Origin of the sequence: Pseudomonas leptonychotis (genome assembly GCF_004920405.1) — a bacterium.
GTDB classification, from domain to species: domain Bacteria; phylum Pseudomonadota; class Gammaproteobacteria; order Pseudomonadales; family Pseudomonadaceae; genus Aquipseudomonas; species Aquipseudomonas leptonychotis.
Window position 1 is genome coordinate 14548 of record NZ_RFLV01000002.1, and the last position, 26029, is coordinate 40576.

At 57.6% G+C, this 26029-nt stretch carries 23 protein-coding genes; 14 read left to right on the forward strand and 9 right to left on the reverse strand.

What is annotated here, in order from left to right:
* Positions 1–9: 9 nt before the first annotated feature.
* From greB to D8779_RS10765, 3 genes are all read right to left on the reverse strand, one after another.
* A complete protein-coding gene (gene greB / locus D8779_RS10755) occupies positions 10–507 on the reverse strand; it encodes a transcription elongation factor GreB (RefSeq protein ID WP_136664488.1) in 498 nt (165 codons plus the stop codon).
* Between the two features lie 115 nt (positions 508–622).
* Complete coding sequence (locus tag D8779_RS10760) at positions 623–3127, reverse strand: ABC transporter permease (protein ID WP_136664489.1); 2505 nt, start codon at positions 3125–3127, stop codon at positions 623–625.
* Positions 3127–3810 carry an ABC transporter ATP-binding protein gene (locus D8779_RS10765; protein ID WP_136664490.1) on the reverse strand — a complete coding sequence of 228 codons (684 nt, stop codon included), beginning with the start codon at positions 3808–3810 and terminating at the stop codon, positions 3127–3129. The genes D8779_RS10760 and D8779_RS10765 overlap by 1 nt, the downstream gene beginning before the upstream one ends.
* Before the next feature lie 10 nt (positions 3811–3820).
* Between D8779_RS10765 and D8779_RS10770 the strand changes: the two genes are divergently transcribed.
* From D8779_RS10770 to D8779_RS10780, 3 genes are all read left to right on the forward strand, one after another.
* Positions 3821–4426 (forward strand): arylesterase, encoded by a 606-nt coding sequence (locus tag D8779_RS10770; RefSeq protein ID WP_136664491.1) that lies wholly within the window; start codon positions 3821–3823, stop codon positions 4424–4426.
* A 58-nt stretch (positions 4427–4484) separates the two neighbouring features.
* On the forward strand, positions 4485–4766 hold the full coding sequence (locus tag D8779_RS10775) for a hypothetical protein (protein ID WP_136664492.1): 282 nt from the start codon (positions 4485–4487) through the stop codon (positions 4764–4766).
* A 76-nt stretch (positions 4767–4842) separates the two neighbouring features.
* Entirely contained in the window at positions 4843–5799 is a 957-nt protein-coding gene (locus tag D8779_RS10780; protein WP_136664493.1) for a L,D-transpeptidase family protein, read from the forward strand.
* Positions 5800–5940: 141 nt separating this feature from the next.
* Here D8779_RS10780 and oprI read toward each other — a convergent pair whose 3' ends face one another.
* Complete coding sequence (oprI, locus tag D8779_RS10785) at positions 5941–6192, reverse strand: outer membrane lipoprotei OprI (RefSeq protein WP_090242095.1); 252 nt, start codon at positions 6190–6192, stop codon at positions 5941–5943.
* 516 nt (positions 6193–6708) lie between these two features.
* Here oprI and D8779_RS10790 point away from each other — a divergent pair.
* Positions 6709–6990 (forward strand): GNAT family N-acetyltransferase, encoded by a 282-nt coding sequence (locus D8779_RS10790; RefSeq protein WP_136664494.1) that lies wholly within the window; start codon positions 6709–6711, stop codon positions 6988–6990.
* Between the two features lie 69 nt (positions 6991–7059).
* Here D8779_RS10790 and D8779_RS10795 read toward each other — a convergent pair whose 3' ends face one another.
* Positions 7060–7794 carry a phosphoadenylyl-sulfate reductase gene (locus D8779_RS10795; protein WP_136664495.1) on the reverse strand — a complete coding sequence of 245 codons (735 nt, stop codon included), beginning with the start codon at positions 7792–7794 and terminating at the stop codon, positions 7060–7062.
* Positions 7795–7982: 188 nt separating this feature from the next.
* On the opposite strand from D8779_RS10795, the gene thrH reads away from it, so the two are divergent.
* Positions 7983–8600, forward strand: coding sequence for a bifunctional phosphoserine phosphatase/homoserine phosphotransferase ThrH (thrH, locus tag D8779_RS10800; RefSeq protein ID WP_136664496.1), 618 nt, complete (start codon positions 7983–7985; stop codon positions 8598–8600).
* Between the two features lie 41 nt (positions 8601–8641).
* On the opposite strand, the gene pabB is transcribed toward thrH, so the two are convergent.
* Positions 8642–9991, reverse strand: a complete 1350-nt coding sequence (gene pabB, locus D8779_RS10805; protein WP_136664497.1) for an aminodeoxychorismate synthase component I — start codon at positions 9989–9991, stop codon at positions 8642–8644.
* 163 nt (positions 9992–10154) lie between these two features.
* Here pabB and D8779_RS10810 point away from each other — a divergent pair, with 163 nt between their 5' ends.
* The 7 genes from D8779_RS10810 to D8779_RS10840 all read left to right on the forward strand — a co-directional run bounded on the left by D8779_RS10810 (position 10155) and on the right by D8779_RS10840 (position 20920).
* Positions 10155–12869 carry a winged helix-turn-helix domain-containing protein gene (locus D8779_RS10810; protein ID WP_205895815.1) on the forward strand — a complete coding sequence of 905 codons (2715 nt, stop codon included), beginning with the start codon at positions 10155–10157 and terminating at the stop codon, positions 12867–12869.
* On the forward strand, positions 12866–15589 hold the full coding sequence (locus tag D8779_RS10815; RefSeq protein WP_136664498.1) for a winged helix-turn-helix domain-containing protein: 2724 nt from the start codon (positions 12866–12868) through the stop codon (positions 15587–15589). The genes D8779_RS10810 and D8779_RS10815 overlap by 4 nt, the downstream gene beginning before the upstream one ends.
* A 241-nt stretch (positions 15590–15830) precedes the next feature.
* A complete protein-coding gene (locus tag D8779_RS10820; RefSeq protein WP_240789737.1) occupies positions 15831–16259 on the forward strand; it encodes a DUF6160 family protein in 429 nt (142 codons plus the stop codon).
* Between the two features lie 87 nt (positions 16260–16346).
* Positions 16347–17108 carry a C39 family peptidase gene (locus tag D8779_RS10825; RefSeq protein ID WP_136664500.1) on the forward strand — a complete coding sequence of 254 codons (762 nt, stop codon included), beginning with the start codon at positions 16347–16349 and terminating at the stop codon, positions 17106–17108.
* A 38-nt stretch (positions 17109–17146) separates the two neighbouring features.
* Positions 17147–18151 (forward strand): transporter, encoded by a 1005-nt coding sequence (locus D8779_RS10830; RefSeq protein WP_136664501.1) that lies wholly within the window; start codon positions 17147–17149, stop codon positions 18149–18151.
* A gap of 18 nt (positions 18152–18169) precedes the next feature.
* Complete coding sequence (locus D8779_RS10835; RefSeq protein ID WP_136664502.1) at positions 18170–19762, forward strand: outer membrane protein transport protein; 1593 nt, start codon at positions 18170–18172, stop codon at positions 19760–19762.
* Positions 19763–19771: 9 nt separating this feature from the next.
* On the forward strand, positions 19772–20920 hold the full coding sequence (locus tag D8779_RS10840) for a MalM family protein (protein WP_136664503.1): 1149 nt from the start codon (positions 19772–19774) through the stop codon (positions 20918–20920).
* Positions 20921–20980: 60 nt separating this feature from the next.
* Here the strand turns inward: D8779_RS10840 and D8779_RS10845 are convergent, their stop codons facing one another.
* The 3 genes from D8779_RS10845 to rloA are packed head-to-tail and all read right to left on the reverse strand — an operon-like array spanning position 20981 to position 24040.
* Positions 20981–21967: an alpha-L-glutamate ligase-like protein gene (locus D8779_RS10845; protein WP_136664504.1), complete on the reverse strand. Its 987-nt coding sequence runs from the start codon at positions 21965–21967 to the stop codon at positions 20981–20983.
* 4 nt (positions 21968–21971) lie between these two features.
* The gene (gene rloB, locus D8779_RS10850) at positions 21972–23498 is read right to left on the reverse strand and encodes an osmotic stress tolerance membrane protein RloB (RefSeq protein ID WP_136664505.1); all 1527 of its coding nucleotides are present in this window, start codon (positions 23496–23498) and stop codon (positions 21972–21974) included.
* Between the two features lie 5 nt (positions 23499–23503).
* Positions 23504–24040, reverse strand: coding sequence for a retropepsin-like aspartic peptidase RloA (gene rloA / locus D8779_RS10855; RefSeq protein ID WP_136664506.1), 537 nt, complete (start codon positions 24038–24040; stop codon positions 23504–23506).
* A gap of 304 nt (positions 24041–24344) precedes the next feature.
* Between rloA and D8779_RS10860 the strand changes: the two genes are divergently transcribed.
* Together D8779_RS10860 and prpB are read left to right on the forward strand one after the other, a co-directional pair.
* Positions 24345–25082, forward strand: coding sequence for a GntR family transcriptional regulator (locus D8779_RS10860; RefSeq protein WP_136664507.1), 738 nt, complete (start codon positions 24345–24347; stop codon positions 25080–25082).
* Positions 25079–25963: a methylisocitrate lyase gene (prpB, locus tag D8779_RS10865; RefSeq protein WP_136664508.1), complete on the forward strand. Its 885-nt coding sequence runs from the start codon at positions 25079–25081 to the stop codon at positions 25961–25963. Before D8779_RS10860 ends, prpB begins: the two co-directional genes overlap by 4 nt.
* Positions 25964–26029 lie beyond the last annotated feature (66 nt).

A 26029-nucleotide genomic window follows, 5' to 3' on the forward strand; every position in this document is an offset into this window, starting at 1 on the left:
GCGGCTCGGTCACGGGTAGTCGATGGCGACGATGTACCAGGTCTTCTCGCCGGTGGGCGTGTGTACGCGTACTTCGGCGTCCAGGCTTTTGCCGATCAAGGCGCGGGCCAGAGGGGAGTCAATGCTGATCAGGTTAAGTTTCAGGTCCAGTTCATCCGGGCCGATGATGCGGTAGCGCGCCTCGACGCCGTCTTCATCTTCCACGGTCACCCAGGCGCCGAAGTAGACCTTGTCCGGATCGCTAGGGCGGGTGCTGACGACTTTGAGGCTTTCCAGGCGCTTGGTTAAAAAACGTACACGACTGTCGATCTCGCGCAGCATTTTCTTGCCGTAGGTGTATTCGGCGTTCTCCGAGCGGTCGCCCTGTGCGGCAGCCTCGCTAACCGACTGAGTGACTTGCGGGCGGCGCACATGCCAGAGCTCATGCAGCTCGGCGCGCATGCGAGCCTCACCTTCGGGGGTGATCAAGGGTGTGCCGGCGGAGCGGGGTGGGCGGTAGCGACTCATAAGAACCTGTTCAACGTCTGCTATGCGACGGCCTTACTGCGTTAGCAGCAGGCTTGGGAAGCTGCTTGCTGCTAACAGTCTCTCAGACCGCTGAGAAAAATGAGGCGCGAGTCTATCAGCCCTCGCGCAGCACCGTCAGCGGGCTGATATTCAAGGCGCGACGGGTGCCGAGTACGCCTGCCGTGCCCACCAGCAGCGCGCCGATCAAGGGCAGCAAGAGCAACCAGGGATGCGGCTGCCAGGCGAGATCGAAGGCGAAACGGTACAGCAGAAAACTTATTAGCTCACAGCCAACCGCGGCCAATAGCCCGCTTGACGCACCGAGCAAGCCAAACTCAGCGCGGCGTGCTGTGATCAAAAGTCTGCGTTCGGCCCCCAGGGCACGCAGCAGAGCACCTTGACGGATGCGTTCATCCAAAGTGGATTGCAATCCGGCGAACAGCACAGCAAGACCGGCGGCCAGGACGAACAGCAGGACGAACTCGATGGCCAGGGTAACCTGGGCAAGGATGCTGCGCAGTTGTGCGAGCAGCGCTTCGACCTGCAGCAAGGTTACGGCCGGGAAGGCGCGCGACAGTTCGACCAGTTGTTTTTCGTGCTGCGGCGGCAGGTAGAAACTGGTCAGGTAGGTCACCGGCAGGTCCTGCAGGGTGCCAGGCTGGAAGATCATGTAGAAGTTGGGCTGGAAGTTGTTCCAGTCGACTTCACGCAAGCTGCTGACCACGGCGTCGCGGTTGAGACCGCCGACGCTGAAGCTCAAACGGTCGCCCAGTTTCAGTTGCAGGCTTTCGGCCAGTTCGGATTCCACCGACACGCCCGGTAATTCGCGGGTGTTAGCGTCCGTCCACCAGCTACCGGCAACGAGGGTGTTGTCGGCGGGTAAGTCGGCTGCCCAGGTTAGGCTCAGGTCGCGGCGAATCGCACGTTCACCTTGCGACTCCTTACTGACGATCTGCCGCACGGGCTCGCCATTGATCATCACCAGGCGTCCGGGCACCACGGGGAACAGCGGCGCGGGGCGCGGTGACAGCTCGCTTAGGCGAGCGCTGAAGGCATCCTTGTCCGCCGGTAGAATATTCAAGGCGAAGTGGTTGGGCGCCTGTTCGGGCAGCTGATCTTGCCAGGTGTCGAGCAGTTCGCCGCGCAGCAATGCGATCAGCGCCATGGCCAGGATGATCAGACCAAAGGCCAGGGATTGGCCGGCAGCGGCCAGCGGGTGACGCAGCAGCTGACCCAGCCCCAGCCGCCAGGGCAGGGAGGCCCCGGCCAGTAAGCGGCGTAGGCTCTGCAGGCCGAGTAACAGCAGGCCGCCCAATAGCAAAGCGGTTACCAGGCCGCCGCCGAGCAGTGCAAGGGTCAGCGGCAGATCAAGGCTTAAGCGCCACATGATCAGGCCAAGGGCCAGCAGGGCTGCGCCATACACCAGCCAGGAACTGGCTGGCACTGGCAGTAGATCACGGCGCAGTACCCGTAGCGGCGGCACGCGACCCAGTGCGGCCAGTGGCGGCAAGGCGAAACCGGCAAGGGCAACCAGCCCGGTGGCCATGCCCGCCAGGGCTGGCCATAGACCGCCCGGTGGGATTTGCGCCGGCAACAGCTCTTGCAGCAGGTTGAACAGGGCGAGCTGCGCCAACCAGCCCAGTAGCGCGCCGGTCAGGCTGGCCGTGATGCCCAGTAGGGCCAGTTGCAAGCTAAATAAGCCCAGTGCCTGCCGGCGTGACAGGCCCAGGCAGCGCAGCAGGGCGCTGGCGTCAAAACGTTTGGCCGCGAAACGTGCGGCTGAGAGGGCTACGGCAACCCCGGCCAACAGGACGGCTGCCAGGCTGGCGAGGTTCAGGTAGCGCTCGGCCCGGCCTAAGGCGTTGCCGACCTGACGATTGCCATCTTTGGCATCCTCTAGGCGCTGGTTGGGGGCGAGGCTTGGGGTGATGTTCTGGCGGTACTGCGCCAAGGCATCACTGTTGCCACGCCACAGCTCCTGATAGCGCACGCGGCTGCCGGGCTGCACCACACCGGTGGCGGGCAAATCATCCAGATGCATCAACAGGTGAGGCGTCAGGCTGTAGAAGTCCCCAGCCTCATCCGGCAGAAAGGTCAGTACGCGGGTCAGGCGCAGGATTTTCGCCCCGACTTCGATTTCATCACCCGGCTTGAGGTCGAGTGCGACGAACAAGCGAGCTTCGGCCCAGGCTTCACCAGGCTGAGGCCCAGGGCCGGTTGTTTCTGTGTCGTACAGTGCGGCGGCGCTCTTCAATTCGCCGCGCAGAGGATAGGCACTGTCCGCCGCTTTAACACTGGCCAGCTGGATGCCGGCATCGCTGGCCACCACGCTGGAGAACTCGACCAGCTGCGCGTGTTGCAGGCCCAGCTGCTTACCCTGCTTGATCTGTTCTGGGGTATTGGGCGAGCTGCCAGTCAAGCGCAAGTCAGCGGCGAGAAATTCGGTGGCGCGTAGCAGCATGCCGTCGTTCAGGCGTGCGCTGAAATAACCAATAGCGGTGCTGGCGGCTACCGCGATCAGCAAGGCGAAGAACAGCACGCGCAATTCGCCGGCGCGCGCGTCGCGTAATAATTGGCGGCTGGCCAGTGACAGCAAGCGGGCAAACGGCAGATGGTTCATCAGGGTTCCACATGGTCGACCAGGTGGCCGCCTTCCAAACGGATCAAGCGATGGCAGCGGTGCGCGAGGCGCTCGTCATGGGTGACCAATACCAAGGTTGTGCCGCGCTCTTTGTTCAGCTCGAACAACAGGTCGCTGATGCGCTCACCGGTGTGGCTGTCGAGGTTGCCGGTGGGTTCGTCGGCAAACAGCACGGCAGGCTCGGCGGCAAAGGCGCGGGCAATGGCAACGCGTTGCTGTTCGCCGCCCGAGAGTTGGCGCGGGTAATGGGTTAGGCGTTGGCCCAGGCCGACACGCTCCAGCAGGGTGCGGGCGCGCTGGCGGGCATCAGCATGGCCTTCAAGTTCTAAAGGCAACATGACGTTTTCCAGGGCGTTCAAGCTGTCGAGCAGTTGGAATGATTGGAAGACGAAGCCGACGTGCTCGGCACGCACTCTGGCGCGTTGATCTTCGTCGAGAGCAGCCAGATCATTACCGGCTAACACCACGCTGCCGCTGCTGGGTAGGTCGAGCCCTGCAAGCAGGCCAAGTAAGGTGGACTTACCCGAGCCGGAGCGGCCGACGATTGCCAAGCTGTCACCGCAAACAAGCTCCAGCGACAGATCATGCAGTATGGTTAGCTCACCTTCCGTGCTGGGCACCACTTTGCTAAGGTTTCGCGCGGTGAGAATACTTGAGCTCATGGAGAATCCAATGCGTACGTGGTTGATCGGTACTGCCCTGAGCCTGCTGCTGTGGGGGCCGGCGGCGTTTGCGGGTACCGTACTGGTAGTCGGCGATAGTATCAGCGCGGCTTTTGGCCTGGATACCCGCCAGGGGTGGGTCGCCTTGCTGGAAAAACGCATGGTTGAGCAGGGTTTTGACCAGCAAGTGGTCAATGCCTCAATCAGTGGTGATACCAGCGCAGGCGGTGCCGCGCGGCTGCCTGCGCTACTTACAGAGCATCAACCGGAGCTGGTGATTATCGAGTTGGGCGGCAACGATGGCCTGCGTGGTCAGCCGCCTATGCAATTGCAACAAAACCTTGCGGCCATGGTGCAAGCATCGCAGCAAAAGGGTGCCAAGGTGCTGATTCTCGGTATGCAGTTACCGCCTAACTACGGTGTGCGTTACACCACGGCGTTCGCTGCTGTGTTTCCTCAGGTGGCGCAGGAGCATGATGCTGCCCTGGTGCCATTCGTGCTGGAAGGCATAGGCGGCGTGCCTTCCATGATGCAGCGTGATGGAATTCACCCCACAGCCCAGGCGCAACCCAAGCTGCTGGATAACGTCTGGCCGACCCTAAAACCTTTGCTCTGATAGGCTTTTCTGTAACGAGCCTTTCGGCTAATGTGGCGCCCCCGCACTGGAGCCCTCAATGCCGCGTCCTGCCTGGTCCTTACACGCTTATCAACTGATCGAACCCGACGAGCAGCTTGACCTGTTCGCCTGCCGTGAAGTGCGTGTGCACCTGTTAGCTCGCCAGCTTGAGTTGGGGCAGTTTGCCGATCGCACATTGTGCGGTGGTTTGTTGCCTGCGCAGCCGGTGTGGCGCGACTTGGACAAGATGATGCTGCGTGACAAGCGTTTGTGCCCGGCTTGCCGGGCGACGCTTGAGGCGCAAAAGCACGGTGAGCGGCCAGCATTGCCGGGCCGTTGAGCTTTCCAAGCGACTGATCAATCGGTGTACAATCGCCCGTACTCTTATACCAACCATTTTTGTCAGGAATTTCCGGATGTTGTCGCGTGCCTTTGCCGTCACCCGCTGCCTGCCACTGGCTGCTGTTTTCGCAGTAGCTTCTGCCAGCGCGCTTGAGTTCCCCTTGCCGCCGCCAGGTGAAGATATTGTGGGCGAGGTGCAGGTGATCCAAGCCAAGTATGAAGACACCTTTGCTGACCTTGGGGTGGCCAATGATCTGGGTTACCTGGAGATGGTGGTGGCCAATCCAGGTGTTGATCCTTGGTTGCCGGGTGCTGGTAACGAGATCATTCTGCCGACGCGTTACATCCTGCCAGCGGGGCCGCGCGAAGGCATTGTGATCAACCTTGCTGAGTACCGTCTCTACTATTACCCCAAAGGCCGGAACGTGGTTTACACCTACCCGCTGGGTATTGGCCGTGAGGGCTGGAGTTCGCCGGTTGCCAATGCGCGCATTACCGCCAAAACGCCTAATCCGGGCTGGACGCCACCCGAATCGATTCGTGCAGAGCATGCGGCTGACGGTGATCCACTGCCGGCCTATGTGCCGCCAGGTCCGGACAACCCATTGGGGCCTTACAAGCTTGGCTTGTCAGTGCCGGGTTACCTGATACACGGCTCGAACAAGAAATTCGGTATTGGTATGCGTGTGAGCCATGGTTGTTTCCGCATGCTTAACCACAATGTCTTGAAACTGGCTTCGATGGTTGCGGTGGGTACACCCGTGCGCATCATCAATGAGCCCTACAAGTTTGGTCGCAGCGGCGGCAAGGTCTATTTGGAGGCGCATGCGCCGTTAGACGATACCGGCGATGCGTCGGTCGTCGACAAGCACACCGCGGTGATCAATGCCTTGCTGAATAATGATGAGTTTGCTGATCTGCGTTTGGATTGGGAAATGCTGCGTGAGGTCGTCGCCGCCGAAGATGGCTTGCCGATTGAAATCGCTCAACCTGATCAGGCTATGGTGGTTAACGAGCCTGCTGCTATCTGAGTTGAGTTGTATTTAATAAGCCCGTTATGCGTAACCGCTGACGGGCTTTTTAGTGCCTGCCGAACACTCATGCCCACGTTTTTTAGGCAATAAAAAAGCCGACCCAGAAACTGGGTCGGCTTTCCATAGCCTTGTGAGCTATTACTTGCGGCTGGCTTTTTCCAGCATACGCAGAGCGCGCTCATTGGCTTCGTCAGCAGTTTGCTGAGCCTTCTGAGCAGCAGCCATAGCGTCATCAGCCTTACGGTAGGCTTCGTCGGCACGGGCTTGAGCGCGAGCTGCTGCATCTTCAGTTGCAGTCAGACGGGCTTCAGTTTCTTTGGACATGCTGCTGCAACCGGTAGCCAGAACTGCGGCCAATGCCAGAGCAGAGAATTTCAGAACGTTGTTCATCGTGTTCCCCTTGAGGTGGAGGTTTTCCATAAGAGCAATCTCCTGAATATAGGAAATTAGCCGGCGTACATACTACCTGTAACTTGTAGTAAGTAAACGCAGGCAAGGCAAGGCGCACAGGTTTTTTTCTGTTTATTGTGTTGTTGACCATCTATTGGTCAGTTTTTGGTTAAAAAACAATCAGTTCGAGATAGGTGGGCCGTTCTTTGCGCAGCTCTTATGCCGGTGCGAACGTTACCGTGATTGTTGCAAGTGGTGCCCCTTCGCTCGGCCTTCTTATGTGTTTGTGCCGTTTACGTGATCGGGTTCTAATCGTGCAACCGGTAGATACCGTGGTGAGGATGTGGCGGTGTTGAAATGCTCCTGTGTGTGATCTAAGTCATTGATTCACGTGACCTCGTAGGTTTTGGCCTGATAAGCTCGCGATTATTGCCTACAACTTAATAGGTACGAGCAGCTGCAATCCGACTTGCGCAGAAGCTAAAGCGGGTTGCACGCGTTAACAGAGGAATTGTAATGAGCGAGGCGTTGTCCATTCACCATGACCTGGTAGGCCATCAATTCGAGACCACAGTGGATGGTGATCGGGCCTACTTGGCTTATATGGATCTTGGCAAGCAAACCTTGGATATCTACCGTACCTTTGTGCCCAACTCGTTGCGCGGTCGCGGCATTGCCGCCGCTCTGACTGAGCATGCGCTGCAGTATGCCGAGAGCCTGGGCTATACGGTGATCCCATCGTGCTCCTATGTAGAGCGCTATATGGTCCGGCGTCAGCGGCAGCCAGATAAAAGCTGAGTGATGTGGGTAATAAAAAAGGCCAGTCGACGACTGGCCTTTTTTATAGCTGTCTTTACGTTTTTGCGATCAGGCCTTGGTAATCAAATTGCCGGCGTGTAGCCCGCATTCTTTTTGCGTGGCCTCTTCCCACCACCAGCGGCCCTCACGCTCGTGCTGGTTAGGCAGTACCGGTCGCGTGCAGGGCTCACAGCCGATGCTGATAAAGCCGCGTTCATGCAGGCTGTTGTAGGGCAGCTCCAGCATGCGGATATAGGCCCAGATGTCTTCGCTGCTCATTTGTGCCAGCGGATTAAATTTGTACAGGGCGTTATCTGCGGTGGAGAAGGCCGTGTCGAGTTCAACGACCGCAACCTGGCTGCGTGTGCCGGGGCTCTGGTCGCGGCGCTGGCCGGTGGCCCAGGCCTTGACGGTGGCGAGCTTACGACGCAGCGGAGCGGTTTTGCGGATGCCGCAGCATTCGCCGTGACCATCTTTGTAGAAGCTGTACAGGCCCTTTGCTTTGACGAAGGGTTCCAGTGCGGCTGCATCAGGGGAGAGTAGGTCGATGCTGATGCCGTAGTGCTCGCGCACTTGATCGATAAATCGATAGGTTTCTGGGTGCAAGCGGCCAGTGTCGAGGCTGAACACCTTGACGTTTTTGTTGAGCTTCCATGCCATGTCGACCAGCACAACATCTTCCGCGCCGCTGAAGGACAGCCACAATTCATCGCCAAAGTGTTCGAAGGCGAGTTTGAGGATGTCTTGTGGCGACTTGTTGGCATAGCTCGCCGCCAGTTCGGCTGCGTCGAAGGGGTGGCTCATCGGGCTGAATTCCTAGTTATGGTGACGTCGTGCGCCTTGTGCAGCGATGGTAGCAAAAGCAGCTTATGCGGCTAAATAACGAAGTACCGCAGTTGGCCTTTGTTTTGGGTATAAGTCTTGCGTTGCGCAGCCTGGGACGAGTCGCTAGAGTGCCGCCTTCTCACATAAATCCAAGCTAGGAGTGTCCTGTGGAAATCGCGTGTCTCGACCTGGAAGGCGTGTTGGTCCCGGAAATCTGGATCGCCTTCGCGGAAAAAACTGGCATCGAATCGCTGAAAGCGACCACCCGGGATATTCCGGACTATGACGTGCTGATGAAACAGCGCCTGCGTATTCTCGATGAGCACGGCCTGAAACTGGCCGACATCCAAGAAGTGATTGCTACCCTCAAGCCGCTGGAGGGGGCGGTGGAGTTTGTGAACTGGTTGCGCGAGCGCTTTCAGGTTGTCATTTTGTCCGACACTTTCTATGAGTTCTCTCAGCCGCTGATGCGTCAGCTGGGTTTCCCCACGCTGTTGTGCCACAAACTCATCACCGATGAGAATGATCGCGTTGTGGACTACCAGTTGCGCCAGAAAGACCCTAAGCGTCAGTCGGTTCTCGCCTTCAAGAGTCTGTACTACCGGGTTATTGCGGCGGGCGACTCTTATAACGATACGACCATGCTCAGCGAAGCCCATGCGGGCATCCTGTTCCATGCGCCGGATAATGTGATCCGTGAGTTTCCGCAGTTTCCGGCGGTACACACCTTTGATGCGCTCAAGCGCGAATTCATCAAGGCGTCTAACCGTGAGCTGAGTCTGTAATCAGCTCGCAGTGAAAAAGCCCGCATTTGCGGGCTTTTTTGTCAGTCGCAGAATTGCTCCAAGGTGTCGAGCAGGACTTTGACCTTGGTGATTGACTCTTGATACTCGGCCTCTGCGTTTGAGTCGGCCACGATGCCGCCGCCGCCCCAGCAGCTGATTTGCCCCTCTTTGGCCAGTAAACTGCGAATGGCGATCGAACTGTCCATTTCTCCGCGTACATCCAAATACAACAGCGAGCCGCAATACAGCGCCCGGCGAGTCGGTTCCAGTTCGTCGATGATCTGCATGGCGCGAATTTTCGGGGCGCCGGTAATTGAGCCACCGGGGAAGCTGCCGGCAAGCAAATCCAGCGCATCTTTATCAGCAGAAAGTTCGCCGGTTACTGCACTGACCAAGTGATGCACGTTGGGGTAGCTCTCCAGGGCAAACAGCTCAGGGACCTTAACCGAGCCCACGCGGCAGCTGCGGCCGAGGTCATTGCGCAGCAGATCAACAATCATCAGGTTTTCTGCGCGGTCCTTGTTGCTCTCAAGCAGGGCGTTGGCCTGGGCTTGATCTTGTTCGGGATCGGCATGGCGCGGGCGGGTGCCCTTGATCGGGCGGGTCTCCACTTGGCCTTTGCTGATGCGCAAGAAGCGCTCGGGTGACAGGCTGATGATCGCACCGCCACCTGGCAATGTTTGATAACCCGAGAACGGCGTTGGGCAGGCGGCGCGCAACGCCTGGTAAGCGGTCCAGGGTGAGCCCTGATAGCGCGCGCGAAAGCGCTGGGCAAAGTTCACCTGGTAGCAGTCGCCTGCCTGGATGTAGGCCTGAATACGTGCAAAACCGCGTTGGTAGTCGGCTTGCGTAATATCAGCGTGAAATCGCCCCAGTAGTTTGAACGGTTGCGTTACAGGCACCTCTGCCGCGGTGAACAGCGCGGCCAAACGTTGGCGTTCGGCAAGGGCCAGGCTGGGGTGAAATATCAGCTGGCTGCATTGTTGCTGGTGATCGGTGATCAGCGCCCAGGCGTATAGGCCAAAGTGAGCGTCGGCCAGATTAAGGTCATCAATGGCTTGAGCTGGAAGCTTTTCTAGCCTGCGGCCAAAGTCGTAACCCAGGTAGCCAATCAGCCCACCGACGAACGGAAGCGGATTTTCGCCGGGTGCTTCAGCTTCACCCAGGGCGCTGAGGCTCTGGCGCAGGCGTTGCAGGAAAGCGTTGGCCGTTTCGTCAGGCGTCGGTGACAGCTCTGCCAATGGCCACGCGCTCAGAAGGTCATAGCGTCCACGCTGTGCGGTCGGTCGCCCTGCATCCAGCAGGACTGCGCCAGGTGCATGCACCACACGGCTGAAATAACGTGAAGGGTCTGCATGGTAGGGCAGGGCCAGTACAAGGCAAGTAGACATATGACCGGTTCAAGGTGCGCGGATGCCGATTGTAGAACGTCGCCAACATTCATCCTAGAGCTTGCGCACGGGTTTACTCGGGATGCGTGGGCTCATTAGTATGAGCCGCTACCCGGATGTTCGATTTGACTCATAAAACAATAATTATTACGGGATCAAGGCCATGGATGAAGTAATGAATCCTGCCGCAGGAAGCCTTTTGCGTGCCAAGCGAATGCCACCCCAGGCCTCTATGGATTACCTGGTCAGGCCGCAGCTTGAAGCGGCCCTGTGCGCCAATCCCCATGCACGGGTGCTGCTGTTGGCCGCGCCTGCAGGCTTTGGCAAAACCAGTGCGCTGGTCGCCCTGGCCCAGGCGCGCGAGCAGGGTGGTCAGGCTGTGGCCTGGCTATCGCTGGGGCTGGGTGATGACGAGCCTTCGCGCTTTCTGTTGCAGCTGGTCGACGCCCTTTCTAACGTGTTGCCGGGGTTTGGTACGGAAGCCCTGGCCTATTTGCAGAACACCATGCGGGTGCCGGTTTCCGCCGTGATGGAAAGCCTACTGGTGGACCTGGCGCAGCTGGATAGCCCTTTATTGTTGGTGCTTGATGACGTGCACCTGATTCAGGACGCCGAGTTGATTAGCGCGCTGAACCGCCTAATCAAATTCGCCCCTGAAGCCTTCACCTTGGCGATTGGCAGTCGTTCGCAACCGGCGCTGAACCTCGCCACCTTGCGCGCCAAAGACCTGCTGGTTGAGATCGGTGAGCAGGAGTTGCGCTTGAGCAAAGCCGAAACCCGCGATTATCTGCAGCGCTATGGTTTGCAACTGGATGCCGTGGCGTTTTCCGCGCTGTACAGCCAGACAGAAGGCTGGATGGTCGGCGTGCACTTGGCCAGTTTGTGGTTACGCCATCAACCCCAGGCGGCAGCGCAAATTGCCGACATGGGCACCGATCAGGCGGCCGTAGGGGCCTACTTGCTGCGTAGCGTGTTCGAACAGTTACCGGCCGACAAGCAGGAGTTACTGCTGGCACTGGCTGTGGCTCAGCAGTTAAGTGGTGACTTGGCCAGTGCCCTGACTGGACGGCAAGACGGCCAGTTGCTGCTCGAAGAGCTTGAAGCCATGCAGCTGTTCCTTCTGCCATTGGATAGTGAGCGTCAGTGGTATCGCTTTCATAACCTGTTTGCCGAATTCCTGCGCTGCCGGCTGAAAGAGCGGGACCCGGAGCGTTTCAAACAGCTGCATTTCAATGCCAGCCTGTGGTTCACCAACCATCACATGCAAAACCTGGCCATTGAGCATGCCTGTTTGGCTGAGGACCCGGAAATGCTCGCCGCCTTGGTTGATGGCTGCGGCCTGATGTTGATCAACCGGGGTCAGCTCAACCTGATCTACAAATGGCGCCAGCATGTGCCAGACGAGATTGCTGAGCGCTTTCCCATGCTGGTGCTGGCCGATGTGTGGACCCGTGCTGCCGAGCTGGGCCTGGTGGAAGCCAACCGCATGCTCGATGAGCAGCTCGAACGCTGGGGTGAAACTAAGGTTAGCGGGGCGCTGAGTGACAAGCTGCTGGCGACCTTGGCGATCAAATCGGTTATCGCCTTGCAGAAGGACGATTTACAGACCTGCATCGCCCTGGCGCGGCGGGTCGAGGTGCAGTTGGGCCAGCACACCGCCTTTCTTGAGGTGGCGATGCTGATCATTGGGGCACTGGCCAATGTGATGATCGGCCAACCAGACCAAGCCAAACGGTTATTGGCGTTGGCGCAGCAACGTAATCACTTCCTCGAAGGGCGTTACCTGGATATGCAGTTGTCCAACGTCGAAGTACTGCTGAGCTTGGAGCAAGGGCAGATTCGCCAAGCCGAGTTGTTATTCGCGCAACTGCGTGCGCGAGTGATCCCCTGGTTTTCCGACAGGTCGCGCGCGCTGGCATTGCCGACCATCACCGAGGCATTGATCGCCTATAACCAAGGGCGGCTGGAGGGTATCGAGGAGCGGTTGCGCTGGGCCCTGGCGACTGTCGATGTGATCAACCCGATCGATCTATATGCCCAAGGCATGCTGTGCATGGCGCATGTGCAGCGTATGCAGGACAACGGCAAAGATGCCTATGCCAGTTTGGTGCTGATGCAGAACCTGGCGGCCCGCAACCAGTCCTGGCGGTTTTATGCCCAGGCGGTGGCCGATGAGGTGGCGCAGATTCTTCAAGACCCGGCAGCGGACCGACTGAAGCGAGCTGAGCAGCGTCTTAAGACCGTTGACTGGAACAAGCTGGCGGAGCATTACCAGCACATGCGCTTCAACCCGGTGCTGTGGGTGCGCGGCCTGACGCGTATTCGCTTGCAGCAGGCGCGGGGTCATTACAGTGAAGCGCTGCATGAAATTACCCAGCTGCGCGGCCTGTTATTGGACAACTGGCATGGCTTGCAGCGTTTGCGCCTGGACCTGCTGGCCGCCCTCAGTTATCAGCGCCTGGGTTATCAGGAGCGTGCACAAAGCCTTTTAGTGCAGTGCTTGATCGGTGCTGAGCGCGAAGGCGTGCGCAGCCTGTTTGTTGAAGAAGGCGAGGCCGTTCGCCTGCTGCTGCAACAGCTTGAGGCCGCCGAACGCCAGCCGGCCTTGCAAGGGTTTATCCGCAGCTTGCTGGCGATTTGGCCCGGCAACAGTGCGCGGCAATCGCTTGAGGTGCTTGAAGAGGGGTTGACCGAACGCGAGCGCGAAGTGGTCTGCCTAGCAGCGCAGGGCATGTCGAATGCGGATATCGGCCAACAACTGTCACTGGCGCTGGGTACCGTCAAATGGCACCTGCACAACATTTACGAAAAACTCAAGGTGCGTAACCGCACGCAAGCCATACGGCGCGCCCGCGAACTGAGTCTTCTAGACCTATGAATAACCAATCATTACCCCGCTTGGGCAAGTTGCCGTTATTGCGTACCAAGCTGTTTCCCGCCGAATCGGCAGGTCGACCTTTGCTGGCGCGCTCAGCCCTGCTTGATCGCTTGTTCAATGCTCGTCAACAGCGCCTGATACTGCTCAGTGCGCCGGCCGGCTTTGGCAAAAGCACGGTGCTTAGCCAGTTTCGCTTACGCTTACTGGACACCGGAGCGCAGGTGGCCTGGCTGTCTTGCGATGAAGCCGACAGCGAACCACAGCGTTTGCTGCACTACTTAATCGCGGCAATAGAGGCGCAGCTGCCGGGCTTTGGTGCCAGCACCGCGCGCCTGCTGCGCGATGACTTGAGCGTACCCAATGAAGTGTTGCTGGACTCGTTTATTGCTGATCTGAAGAAGGTTCAGGGCGACCTTTTCCTGATTTTCGATGACTTTCACCGCGTGCGGCATGCCGATCTGGGGCCACTGGTAAATTATTTTGTCAAACAGGTGCCCGCCAATGTGCGGATGATTGGCAGCACGCGGCACCAGCCACGCTTTTTGGATGATGCACTCGGCAGTTCGCCATGGGCGCTCTGGGTTAAGGCGGATGAGCTGCGCTTGACCCGTGCCGAAACCGAACTCTATTTTCGCGAACTCAAGCAGCTGCAGCTGGGCACCGCTGAGTTGGATTTACTGCATCGGCGCACCGAGGGCTGGGTGACGGCATTGCACCTGGTAGCCCTGGCGCTTGCCCGGCACCCCGAGCGCAGTACCTTCCTGAGCAAGCTGTCCGGAACGGAGCGCAATATTGCCGATTACCTGGCCGAGGATGTGCTGGATCATTTACCACAGGAGCAGCAGCTGTTTCTGGATCAGACCTCGGTACTTGATGAGTTCAACGCCGAGCTGTGCAATGCCCTGACGGGTCGCAGCGATGGCGCGCAGATGCTGCAGCGGTTGCAGGCTTCACAGCTGTTCATCATCGCGCTGGATGAGCAGGGCGAATGGTTTCGCTACCATCATTTGTTCGCCGAGTTTTTACAGGGACGTTTGAGCCGTAGCGGTGATCCGACCCACCTGCTGCATGCCGCTGCACGCTGGTGTGAAAGCCATGATATGGCGGATAAATCGGTGAAATATGCGTTGCGTGCGCGTGATTACGCATTCGCCGCCGAACTCCTGGAGCGTCAGGGCGCCAGTTTGATTGCCAGCAACCAGGTGTACGGCATTCTCGCGGTGCTCAAGGATGTGCCGGCCGAGGTGATTTGCGAACACCCGGTGTTCCAGATTTTCTATGCCTGGCAGTTGGCGTTTGAGCAGAAATACGCCGAAGCCGAAGCACTCATTGAGGAAGTCAGCACGCGGTTGATGCAAGGGCGTGGCAAGCCGCTGCATTTTGCCCTGGCGATGTTGTTGGCCGTTGCCCAGGTCCTCAAGGCGCTGGTGTTGCTGTATCAGGACAAGCTCGAAGCGGCCCTGAAAGTGGCGCGTCATTGGCTGGCCTTAGTGCCTGATAACCAGCCGATTTTCCGCGCGAGCATGTCCTGCATTCAAGCGGCGGCTTATTCGCTATTGGGTGAGTTTGGTGATGCGGGAAAAGCCATTGCCGTGGCGCGCGACAACCTGCAACAGGCCGATAGTGAATACCTGCATGCAGTGGTCAGCCTGATTGAAGCCTTGATCTGCAAAGAAATAGGCCAGCCCGAGCGCGGTCGCGTACTGGCGGAAAGCGCACGGGCGCGGGTCGAGCAGGTATTCGGCCGGCGTAGCCGGGTCGGTGGGCCGCTGGCGCTGGCGTATGCGGACCTGCTGTATGAGCAGGATCGGCATGCGGCCATTCTTACAGAATTACCACTGGCCACCACGTGGCGTGATGTGGCGACGCCGATTGAGCTGATTAGCCGCGGCAAGCTGGTGATGGCCAAGGCGCGTTTTTTTGCCGGGGAGGGCGAATCTGCCCTGGCGGAGCTGGATGAGTGGCTGGCTGGTCTGCATGGGCCCGGCTATGAACGGGTTTACGCCTTGGGTATGAGTTGCAAGGTGCAGTTTCTTCTGTGGCTGCGTAAACCCAATGAGGCTGAACGTACGTGCCTGCAGTTGCAGCGCCACCTGGCGGTGCTACCACCAGGGCGCTATGCCGATGCGGAAACTGCCCAGGCGCTCTGCGAGGCGCGATTAGCCTTGACCGAGCGGCGCGCGGATAAGGCGCAGGCGGTGCTTGAGGCCAGCCTGGCCAAACAAACGGCGCAGCACCAACGTGACCGGCGCTTGCGCCTGGCCTTGTTACTTTCTGTGGCGTATTGGCGCAAAGGTAACAGCGACAAAGCCTTCACATTGTTCAAGGAAACCCTGGAAGACGCTTGGGGCAGCGGCTACCGGCGTATTTTTCTGGACGATGCGCTTTGGCTGCTACCGCTCTGGGATGCCTGGTACGCCGCTGAAGCCAAGCGTGCTGGCGCCTGGCAGGGTCTGGCTGAACAGCTGCGCGAGCAATGCCGGCGGCTGTCCGTAGATATTGATAATTTTGATGAAAATCAAGATGTTAGCCATAGAGAGCGAGAGATTTTACGGTTTGTAGCGGCGGGGTTGTCGAATCGCGATATCGCCCAGGCCGTGCATCTGTCGGAGGCCACCATTAAGTGGCACCTGCATAACCTGTTCGCCAAGTTGGGGGTGCGCAGCCGTACCCAGGCTGTGCTCAAGGGCAAGAGCCTGGGTTTGCTAAGTGAGGCCTAATACGTTGAGGGTTGTTTATTGATGCTCCATCCCTTGGATGGGCTGGCAGGCAGGGCATGCGCCAGTAGTTTTAGCGTCAGGACGAGAAGCATGTTGCTTCACGATTCCAAGCCTGGCGCGATTAGGAAAGCAGCGTCAGACCTGGTAAGCGGCGAGAGCCGCTGTAGCTGAGACGGACAGGAGTCCAGAGCAGCCTACCGGGACAACCCATACGTGAACTGTGGAGACAATAACAATGAAAATGTTCAAGCAACTGGCTCTGGCCACCGCTGTTCTGGCTGTTCCTTTCATGGCCCAGGCTGAACTCAAGGCCATGGACGACACCGCTCTGGCCACCGTAACCGGTCAGGACGGCATCAGCATCTCCGGTAGCTTCAACGGCACCATCGGCAGCTTGGTTTACACCGACAACGACAGCAACGGTGGTTCGCTGCGCATGGAAACTGTTGCTTTCACCGGTTTTAACATCGATGACAACGCCCCGGTCATGGTTGACGTGGTCACCAATGGCAGCGGCACTCAGCAACTGCAAATCAGCCTGCCGACCATCACCGGTCAGCTGAGCGTAGGTGCCATCAAAGTGGGCGACACCAGCGCTGCCAGCATTGGCTCGTTGGCCATCAACGACATGAACATGGCCGGCACCACGGTAAAAATCTGGGGCCACTAAGTTCGCTTAGTCATTGCATGTGCTGAAAAGTCTTACCGGTTTAACCGGTAAGACTTTTCTCTTGATGGGCAGGGGTGCAGTTGGCCGATGATCGAGATTTTGTTAGGCAGCCTTATCGGGGTGTGGGGCTTTACCGAAGCGGTGGATACCAAGCCGCCAGCACCGGGTACCGTGTATATCAATCAACATCTATTACCCAACGGTCCTCTGCGCGAGACGGTGACGCTTGAACCGATGAGTCAATTGCAGTTTCGCAATGTGATTCGCCAAGCGTATGACTACAGCTGCGGCTCGGCGGCATTGACCTCGTTATTGGATTATTTCCTGGGACGCAACCTGCAGGAACGCCAAGTAATGGAGGGTTTGCTGCAGTTTGGTGAGGCCGACAAGATCGTTGAACGCCGCGGTTTTTCCTTGCTTGATATGAAGCGCTTTGTCACGGCGCTGGGTTACAAAAGCGGCGGTTTTCGGGCCGGTTTTGCGGACCTCGACGCGCTGGAGCACCCGGCCATCGTGCCCATTGAATATGCGGGCTTCAAACACTTCGTGGTGGTTCGTGATGTCTACAACGACCATGTGTTTGTGGCTGATCCAGCCTTAGGCAATATCAGTTTTACCCGCACACGCTTTGAGGAAATCTGGGATCAGAACGTGCTGTTCGTGATTTTCCCCAGCGGTAATGAGCCTCCTAATGCCTTGGCGTTGAGTGAGCAAGACTTGCGCATCATTGATGACCGCACCATCAGCCTGCTGGCATTTCGTGAGTTTCCACAAATGACTCCGTTCACCGAGAAGCAAGCCACAGAGCTTGGGTCCGGGGGCGATATTCGCTATATCCGCCGCAAATAAAACGCCCGGCATAACAATAAATATTTGGGGGCTGCGCCATGAGAGTTTTGCATTATGTATGGCTGGCCATACTGGCAGGTGCTGCCAGTTCAGCGGTTTATGCCGATCCGACATCCGTCGATCAGGCACGTGACGCACTGAGTAAGCAGGACGACGATGCCGACAGCGCCAAGGCGCTGGAGGAAGTGTTTCAGGCGGCAGAGAAAAGCTACACCCTGCTGAAAAAAGGCGAGCGAACCCTGACCTACGGTTTCGATTACGCCTTGCTGCGCGATACGGTGGTTGAAACGGTGCGCACGGGCAACAACGTGTTCAGCGTGATCGCTCAGGGCGAGGCGCAGCATACCTTCACCAACTCGTTCACCTTTGATTATGGTGTGTGGGACAACCTGACGTTCAGCATGCGCCTGCCGTTGGTTGCCAAATACGACACCGAGCGCGACCTGGATGCCTACAGTCTGGGCGATATCTCCGCCAGTTTGCGTTGGCAGCCGTGGACCTCCTTGCGCGGTAAGCCGGTCACCACCCTCTATGCCACCCTGGGTTTGCCAACAGGCAACAGCCCTTATGACATCAATGCCCAGAGTGACCTGTCCACGGGTAGCGGCGCTTATAGCCTGGGTGTTGGCGCTAATCTGTCGTATGTCATTGACCCTGTGGTGCTGTTTGGCTCTGTTGGTTACACCTACAACATGCCCATCACCAACATTAGCCAGGTACGCGGCGGCCGATTGCTCGAAGAAGTCGATCCAGGCTCGTCCTTCTCCCTGAGCATGGGCTTTGCCTACGCGTTGTCTTATGACGTATCGCTGGCGACCTCCTATCAGATGTCGCACTCATTGAAACCGACCTTCACCTTCGCCGATGGCGAGGTTGAGGGCCGTGGGCAGACTAGCGCGGTGATGAACTTCTCGCTGGGCCTGCGTACCTCACCGGACCGCATCGTCAACGTTAACGCCGGTTTCGGCATGACCGAGGACTCGCCAGATGTGCTGTTAGGCATCTCCATGCCTTTGGATATCAAAGGCCTGAAGGCCCAATAGACGCGAGCGATCCTTCCTATGAACACGCGAATTTCGCTGCTGACGCAGACGATTTTTTGGACGCTCTCGCTCTGCTCTGGGGTTGTCCAAGCACAACTGGCGCAAAACCTGACCATCGGCAGCCCAAAAGCCATGGCCCTTGGCAATGCGGTCACCGCTGACTCCACCGGCATTGATGGGGTGCATTACAACCCAGCCACCTTGAGTAAGCTCAAAGGCCGGCAGACGACGGTCAAGTTCATCACCGGGATGATGGACATTCGTGCCGACTTTGATGCCCCGCAAGACTACGGCAACAACTTTATGGGGCTGGACACTGACTCCGTGGCCAATTCATCCAGCCGCTCAAGCGCCGCGATGATGTACTTGCCTGGGGTGGGGGGCGCAACTGAGTTACCGATGCTGTTTGCGCCTCTGGCTGGGTTGTCGATCACTCCGCCGGGCTCAAAATTTACCTTTGCCACCAATATGTACACGCCCCAGGCGCTTGGCTTTGCCCGTGACGATGACGATCCAGGGCGCTATCAAGGCAAAGAGTTGGTGATTCAGCGGTTGACGTATTTTTCGCCCTCATTGGCTTATCAGGTCAATGATGAGTTCTCCGTCGGCCTGTCGATTGGTTTTTCGCACCAGGCCATGGCGCTTAACCAGGACTTCCGCGCGCCCGGCATTCTTACCGGTTTTGTTGGCGTGGCTCAGGATGCGTTATGCCTGGTCGACAACAATCCGTTTGAGGTTTTCCTCAACATCTGCGGCGGCGAGCTGGGGCCGTTTACCGATATCGCCAATATCGATATTGATATGCAGCAGACCCTTTCACCTACCTGGAACGTGGGTTTTCTTTGGGAGCCCAATGACTGGTTTGCGCTGGGTGCGGTTTATCAGAGCGAAGCCAAGATGCGCCTAAAAGGGCAGTACGTGGTCGATTACTCGGAAAACTGGCAAGGCTTTTGGCAGGGACTGGACAGCTCGTTTATTGGCGCGGTGTTCAATACGCTGACACCCGATGGGGCGTTCAGTGAAGAGCGTGGCAACGTGTCAATGAATATGACCTACCCTGCGCACTTCGCCACGGGTATCAAGTTAAAGCCCCATGACCGCTGGCAGATCAACCTGGATGTGAAGTGGACCGATTACGCCGCCTGGGACAAGTTCGAGCTGGAGTTCGACCGGCAGCTGGATATTCTGACCATTGCCAGCCTGTTCTCACCGGAGAACGCCACCTCGACCAGTATCATTCTGGATCGTGGCTATGAGTCGGTCTGGAGTTGGGCCATCGGTGTCGAGTATCAGGTCAACGATCGGCTGAGTTTGCGCATGGGCTATGAACCACGGCCATCGGCGATTCCCGGTAATAAAGCTGACGTACTGGCGCCGTTGGGTGATGCCAAGTTGTATGGTCTGGGCCTGGGCTATCAGTGGGATAAAGACACAGTGATCGACCTTGGCTTCAACTACCTGGTGAGTAAGCAAGACATCCCTGCGCGTTCTAGTTGCAACCTCAATTGCTCATCAATCGACAGCATGGTGTACAACCCCTATGCCGACCTTGATGTGAAAACCAGTGTTAAGGCCTATGTCCTGGCCCTGACGTATCGCACCGCTTTCTAGGTTTTTGACATGCCTGCTTTGTGGATACTGTTTGGACTGTTGCTAAGCCTGCATGCAGGCGCGAATGGTCGCTACCTGACCTGGGTTGATGATCAGGGTCGGGTGCATAACACCTTTGTCGATGATCGTTATAACGCCCACCAGCGGGCAGCAGCGAATACGATCCAGCGCAGCGATCAAGCGCGTATGCATGAGGGTGAGTCGGCGAACTGGCCGGGCAGCAAGAACAGTGGCGAAAGCAAGCGGCGCTATTTCACCTGGGTAGATGCCCGCGGCAATCTGCAGAACAGCTTTTATGCCGGCCAGCAGGTGCAGGCCGGTGGCCATGAAACGCTATTGGGTACTGGGGAGCGTTCCAGCGTCTATATCAACTCGGATGTACTCGAAGGGCGTGATTTTGCCCAGGATGAGCAGGATGGGCGTTATTTCACCTGGGTCGATGAGCAAGGCCGCATGCGTAACTCCAACGTGCCAGCCAAAGGAGCCAAACCCCCAGTCGCGCCGTTGCAGAGCGCTGCGCTGACCCAGGGGCGGGAAATTACTTTTGAGGCAAAGCCTCAGGCATTGCCCGGTCTGAACGGACAGCCCACTGCAGCCATGCAAGCGTTATTGGCCGGTACAGAAGCGAAGACTGGTGGGCGTTATCAGGAATTGCTTGAGCGTTGTTGTGGGCAATTGAGCGAAGATGATTTCACCTCGCTCAGTGCCGATGAGCCGCGCTATGAAGAGCTCAATCGGTTTTCTCCCAGCCTGGATTTCCCCATGGGCAAAAGCTATTACGCCGCCCTGAAGTTACCTCGCTCGCAGCATGACTTCGGTTTGCGTATTCGCAGTTTTGCCAACAAGCAGGTGGCTTATCCTTCGCTGCTTTTTCTGGATAGGCTTAAGCAGCCGACTCGTTTGGTCAGTGATGCGGTCTATCAGCTGCATGCGGAAACCTGGTACCGCTATGCCTTTATCGAAGGTACCGTGCCGGTAAGAGCGGCAGCGGGCGAGCACTATGTGTTGCTGCTGACAACCGATGAAGACCGTAGCCTACAAACCCTGGACAACAAACCATACAAGCGCCCATTGCAGGCATTGGCGTTGGATGAGGCGGGTATGCAAGCGCATGCTCACAGTGATGAGGGCGCTTTCGAGTTGGCAATCGTGCGCTGATTGACGGTTGTGCAGGCATAAAAAAGCCCGGGTAACCCCGGGCTTCTTCTGTGCGCTCAGTTAGTCCTGAGCGCTGGGCACATGACCGAACAAGCCCTGTGAGAAGCGCATACGCTCTTCGGCGGTTTCGACAATGCCTTGCTTGGTCAGCTCGGCGATGCGCGCCTCAACAGCATGAGCACGGTGGGTAAGGCCGCAGTCATTGGCGATCTGAATATTCAGGCCAGGGCGCGCGTTGAGTTCGAGAATCAGCGGGCCTTTTTCCTGATCTAGCACCATGTCCACGCCGATATAGCCCAAGCCGCACAGCTCATAACAGCCGGCGGCGAGCTTCATAAAGCCATCCCAGTTCGGCAGTTGTACGCCGTCTACCGCGTTGGTGGTGTCCGGGTGTTTGCTGATCTTGTTGTTCAGCCAGGTACCGCGCAGGGTTACCCCGGTCGCCAAATCCACACCCACACCGATAGCGCCCTGGTGCAGGTTTGCCTTACCACCGGATTGGCGGGTAGGCAGGCGCAGCATGGCCATCACTGGGTAGCCCATCAGCACAATGATGCGGATGTCTGGCACGCCTTCGTAGCTGATGCTTTTGAAGATCTGATCCGGGGTCACACGGTATTCGATCAGTGCGCGATCTCGGTGGCCGCCGAGGGAGTAGAGACCAGTCAGAATGCTGGAAATCTGATGCTCGATTTCTTCATGACTGATGATCTTGCCCGAGACCGTTCGATATTTGTCCTCGAAGCGATCAGCGATTACCAGAATGCCGTCACCGCCGGCACCTTGCGCCGGCTTGACCACGAAGTCTGGGCGGTCGCCGATGATTTCGCGCAGTTTATCGATGCCTTTTTCAGTATCGATTACGCCATACATTTCTGGCACATCGATGCCCGCTTCGATCGCGCGCAGCTTGGTGATGATCTTGTCATCGACGATCGGGTACAGGTGCCGTTTGTTGTACTTCAGCACGTAGTCCGCGTTGCGTCGGTTGATGCCCATGATGCCTTTGGCTTCAAGGGCTTTCCACGTCTTGATCAGACCGAACATGGCATTAGTCCTTGAGGAAGGCTTTAAAGCGGAACAACTCGGTCAGGCGGTAACCGCGGTAGCGACCCATCGCCAACATAAAGCCGACCATGATCATCAGCACCGCAGGGAAGGTGAAGATGAAGTAGTTGAGTTCCTGCACGCTCATCAGCAAGTGCGCCAGGGTGGCGGCGAACAGCGTGCCGATGGCTACTTTAAAGGCATGGCCACCACCACGTTCTTCCCAGGTGATGGACAGACGTTCGATGGTCATGGTCAGAATCACCATTGGGAACAGCGCTACCGATAGACCGCGCTCAAGTCCGAGTTTGTGGCTGAACAGGCTGATGGCCGCGATCAGCACCACAACGAAGGTCAGTACCACGGACAGGCGCGGTAGCATCTGCAGTTTCAAGTGCTCAAGGTAGGAGCGCAGCGATAAACCTAGTGCTGTGATGATGGTGAAGAACACAATCCCGTAGCCCAGCTGCATCTCGCGGAAGGCGAGGGCAATCAGAACTGGGGTAAAGGTCCCCAGTGTTTGCAGGCCGCCGAGGTTACGCAGAATCAGGATGACCAGCACGCCGATCGGGATCATCACCATGATCATGAAGGTTTGCTGGGTCTGCAGCGGCAGGCCATACAGGGTGTATTCGAGGAAGTCGGCGTCGGTGTTTTCGTCGGTCAATTTGGCCAAACGAATGGCGTTCATTTCGCTGTTGTCCAGGCTGAAGCTAACTTGCGCCTGTTTACCGCCTTCAAGGCTGACCAGCTCGTCATCACCAGTCCACCACACTAAGCGATCAGCCGGCAGGCCTTGCTCGCCGGTTTCCGGGCTGAAGTACAGCCAGTTTTCACCGTTGAAACTGCGCAGCCAGAGTTCCGGGCTTTGCTGGATGTCGGCGGCCAGGCGGATGGTGTGCACGCGCTGCATAGGGACGTGGGCAATCGACAAGAGCAGCTCGATGACCTTGGCTTTTTTCGACGTTGATGCATCGCCGCCGAGCAGTAATTTGACGTTGTCGTCATTGCGGTTATTAACCCGCTTAATGGTCTCGCTGATAAACGTCTCAACATCCGCCGAGTGCTGACGAATCGGCGCCAATAGCGCTTCTGCGGCAATCTTCTCAGCCCCTTCAACCGGGATGCTGTCGCGGAAGATAGGGCCCTTGGCCTTGGCTTGCTCGCCGCTGTAGCGCTTGGTCAACACCAGGCGGTAATACAGTGTTTGCTTGCCATTGGCGCGCCGCGCAGACCAGGTCACTTTGCGGTTGCCGTCGGCGCGGTTGATGCTCACACCGTAATTGTTGGAGATAAAACTCTCATTAAGGCTGACAAAATCTTGTGCCAGCGGGGGCACAAACATTTGCAGCTTGACCGGCTCGCGTGGGCTGGCCAGGAACTCGACTTTGGCGTCGATATTCCACAGGTCATCAGTCTCGTCTTCGGTCATAGGGATGCCGAGAATAAAGATCTGATAAGCCGTAATCAGAATGCCCAGGCTCACAAGGAGTATGACCAGGACTTTCAGATGGAGGGTAAGAGAGCGCATGGGAATTACTCGCCAGGGTTTGCGTCAGGGGTGCAGGCAGGTTTGCCTGCGGCGTATTTAAGACTTGGGTCGACCAGGGCCGAAAAACGCTTGAGCGCCTCGGAGCCTATCAACAACGGGTATTGGAAAGCACTACGGTCAGTCAAGTTCACTTCAATTGTGCGCAGGGCTTGGCCCATACAAATATCCATTTCAATCACTGGGCGTGCTGTGTAGGTTTTTTCTTCCTCTGGATCATAGTCGCCTGCGCGGCGTTTGATCTTGCTGATACGCGCTAAAGGTCGTTCGATCGGGCTGCTGTGCGCCTCGTCGATTGCCAAGTAGAAGCGTACCCAGGTTTCGCCATCGCGCTTGAAGCGTTTGATGTCGCGCGCACTGAGTGATGCAGTTTTAGCCCCGGTGTCGAGTTTGGCGGCTAATTTCAGGTCGAGGTCGAATAAGCGGACGTATTCATTAAGCCCATAGACTGTCTTCTCCGCGGCGAGACTCAGGCCGGGAGTAAGTAGCAGGCATAGCAGCAAGAGGAAGGGCTTTAGTGTCATAAGTCCTGGGGCATGGTGTTAAGGGTGAGCCGAGCACATGACGGATAGCGCGTGTTGCAGTTGGCGTACCCGGGGTTGGAGTCTAGCAGGCAGCCTGGAAATCCTTTGCAAACGATAAGCAGGCGGCATTCTACCATGGGCTTTTTCAGTCAGGACAGGCGCTTATGCGCGTTTATGCAAGTAAGGTCGCGGTTGGAGCTGGGTAGTGCGGCTTGCATACTGTCAACAATATGGTCTGCGTGTTTGACATTTATAGCCTCTAAGCGTAGTTTTTCAGTCACATATTTTAACTAGTGTCGACAATATGCTTGATGCGATTGAGCTGCCTGAACCCGGTCAAGAAGACCCTGAAACCCTTTCTGAGCAGGTTTTTAGGCGTATACAGGCCGCCATCGTCAAGGGCGATATTGCTCCCGGTAGCAAGATTTCCGAGCCGGAGCTGGCGCGCACCTATGGTATTAGCCGTGGTCCGCTGCGTGAGGCCATTCACCGCCTGGAAGGCCAGCGTTTGCTGGTGCGCATACCGCACATCGGGGCGCGGGTCGTCTCGCTCAGTCACGCCGAGCTGATTGAACTCTATGAGATTCGTGAGTCGTTGGAAGGCATGGCCTGTCGCCTGGCGGCGGAGCGCATGACTGCCGCAGAAATCGACGAGCTGCGTGCGGTGCTTGATCTGCATGAGCAGGATGCGGCGTTCAAGGCTGGCGTTGGTTACTACCAACAGGAAGGCGACTTTGATTTTCATTACCGAATTATTCAGGGCAGTGGCAATAAAACCCTGACCCAGATGCTCTGCGGCGAGCTGTATCAGCTAGTGCGCATGTATCGCCTGCAGTTTTCTGCCACGCCAAACCGGCCGCGCCAAGCATTCGCTGAGCATCACCGCATTCTTGATGCCATCGCCGAGCGTGACGGCGAGCTGGCCGAATTATTGATGCGCCGGCATATCGGCGCCTCCAAACGCAATATTGAGCGTCACTTCGCCATCAGTATGGGGCAGGGCGCATCCAGCAAAACAGCCAAAACCCGAGGTGAGTCATGAGCGTGAAAAGTCCTGGCCAGCGTTTCCGTGATGCGGTTGCCGAAGAGCACCCGTTGCAAGTTATCGGCGCGATTAACGCCAACCATGCGCTGCTGGCCAAGCGCGCCGGTTTCAAGGCTATTTATCTGTCCGGTGGCGGTGTGGCGGCGGGTTCGCTCGGCTTGCCAGATTTGGGTATTACCGGCCTGGATGACGTACTCACCGATGTGCGCCGCATCACCGATGTCTGCGACTTGCCGCTGCTGGTGGATGTCGACACCGGGTTTGGCAGCTCGGCCTTTAACGTTGCGCGCACGGTCAAGTCGATGATCAAGTTCGGTGCGGCGGCGATTCATATTGAAGATCAGGTGGGGGCCAAGCGCTGCGGCCATCGCCCGAACAAAGAGATCGTTTCCCAGCAGGAGATGGTTGACCGCATCAAGGCCGCCGTTGACGCCCGAACCGATGACAGCTTCGTGATCATGGCGCGCACCGATGCCTTGGCGGTTGAAGGTTTGAATTCAGCCTTGGATCGCGCCGCAGCTTGTGTCGAGGCGGGTGCTGACATGATCTTCCCCGAGGCGATCACCGAACTGGCGATGTACAAAACCTTCGCCGATCGCGTCAAAGCGCCGATTCTGGCCAATATCACCGAATTCGGTGCGACGCCGCTGTACACCACTGAAGAGCTGGCCTCGGTGGATGTCGGCCTTGTGCTGTACCCGCTGTCGGCCTTCCGCGCCATGAACAAGGCCGCTGAAAACGTCTACATGGCCGTGCGCCGCGACGGTACGCAGAAGAATGTCATCGACACCATGCAAACCCGTATGGAGTTGTATGAGCGCATCAATTATCACGCCTTTGAGCAGAGCCTCGACGCGCTGTTTGCCGCCAAAAAATAACCGGAGCGCGGGTCTTAGCCGCCTGCGCATAACAAGAACAGCCCGACCGGATCGGATCAGGAGAGT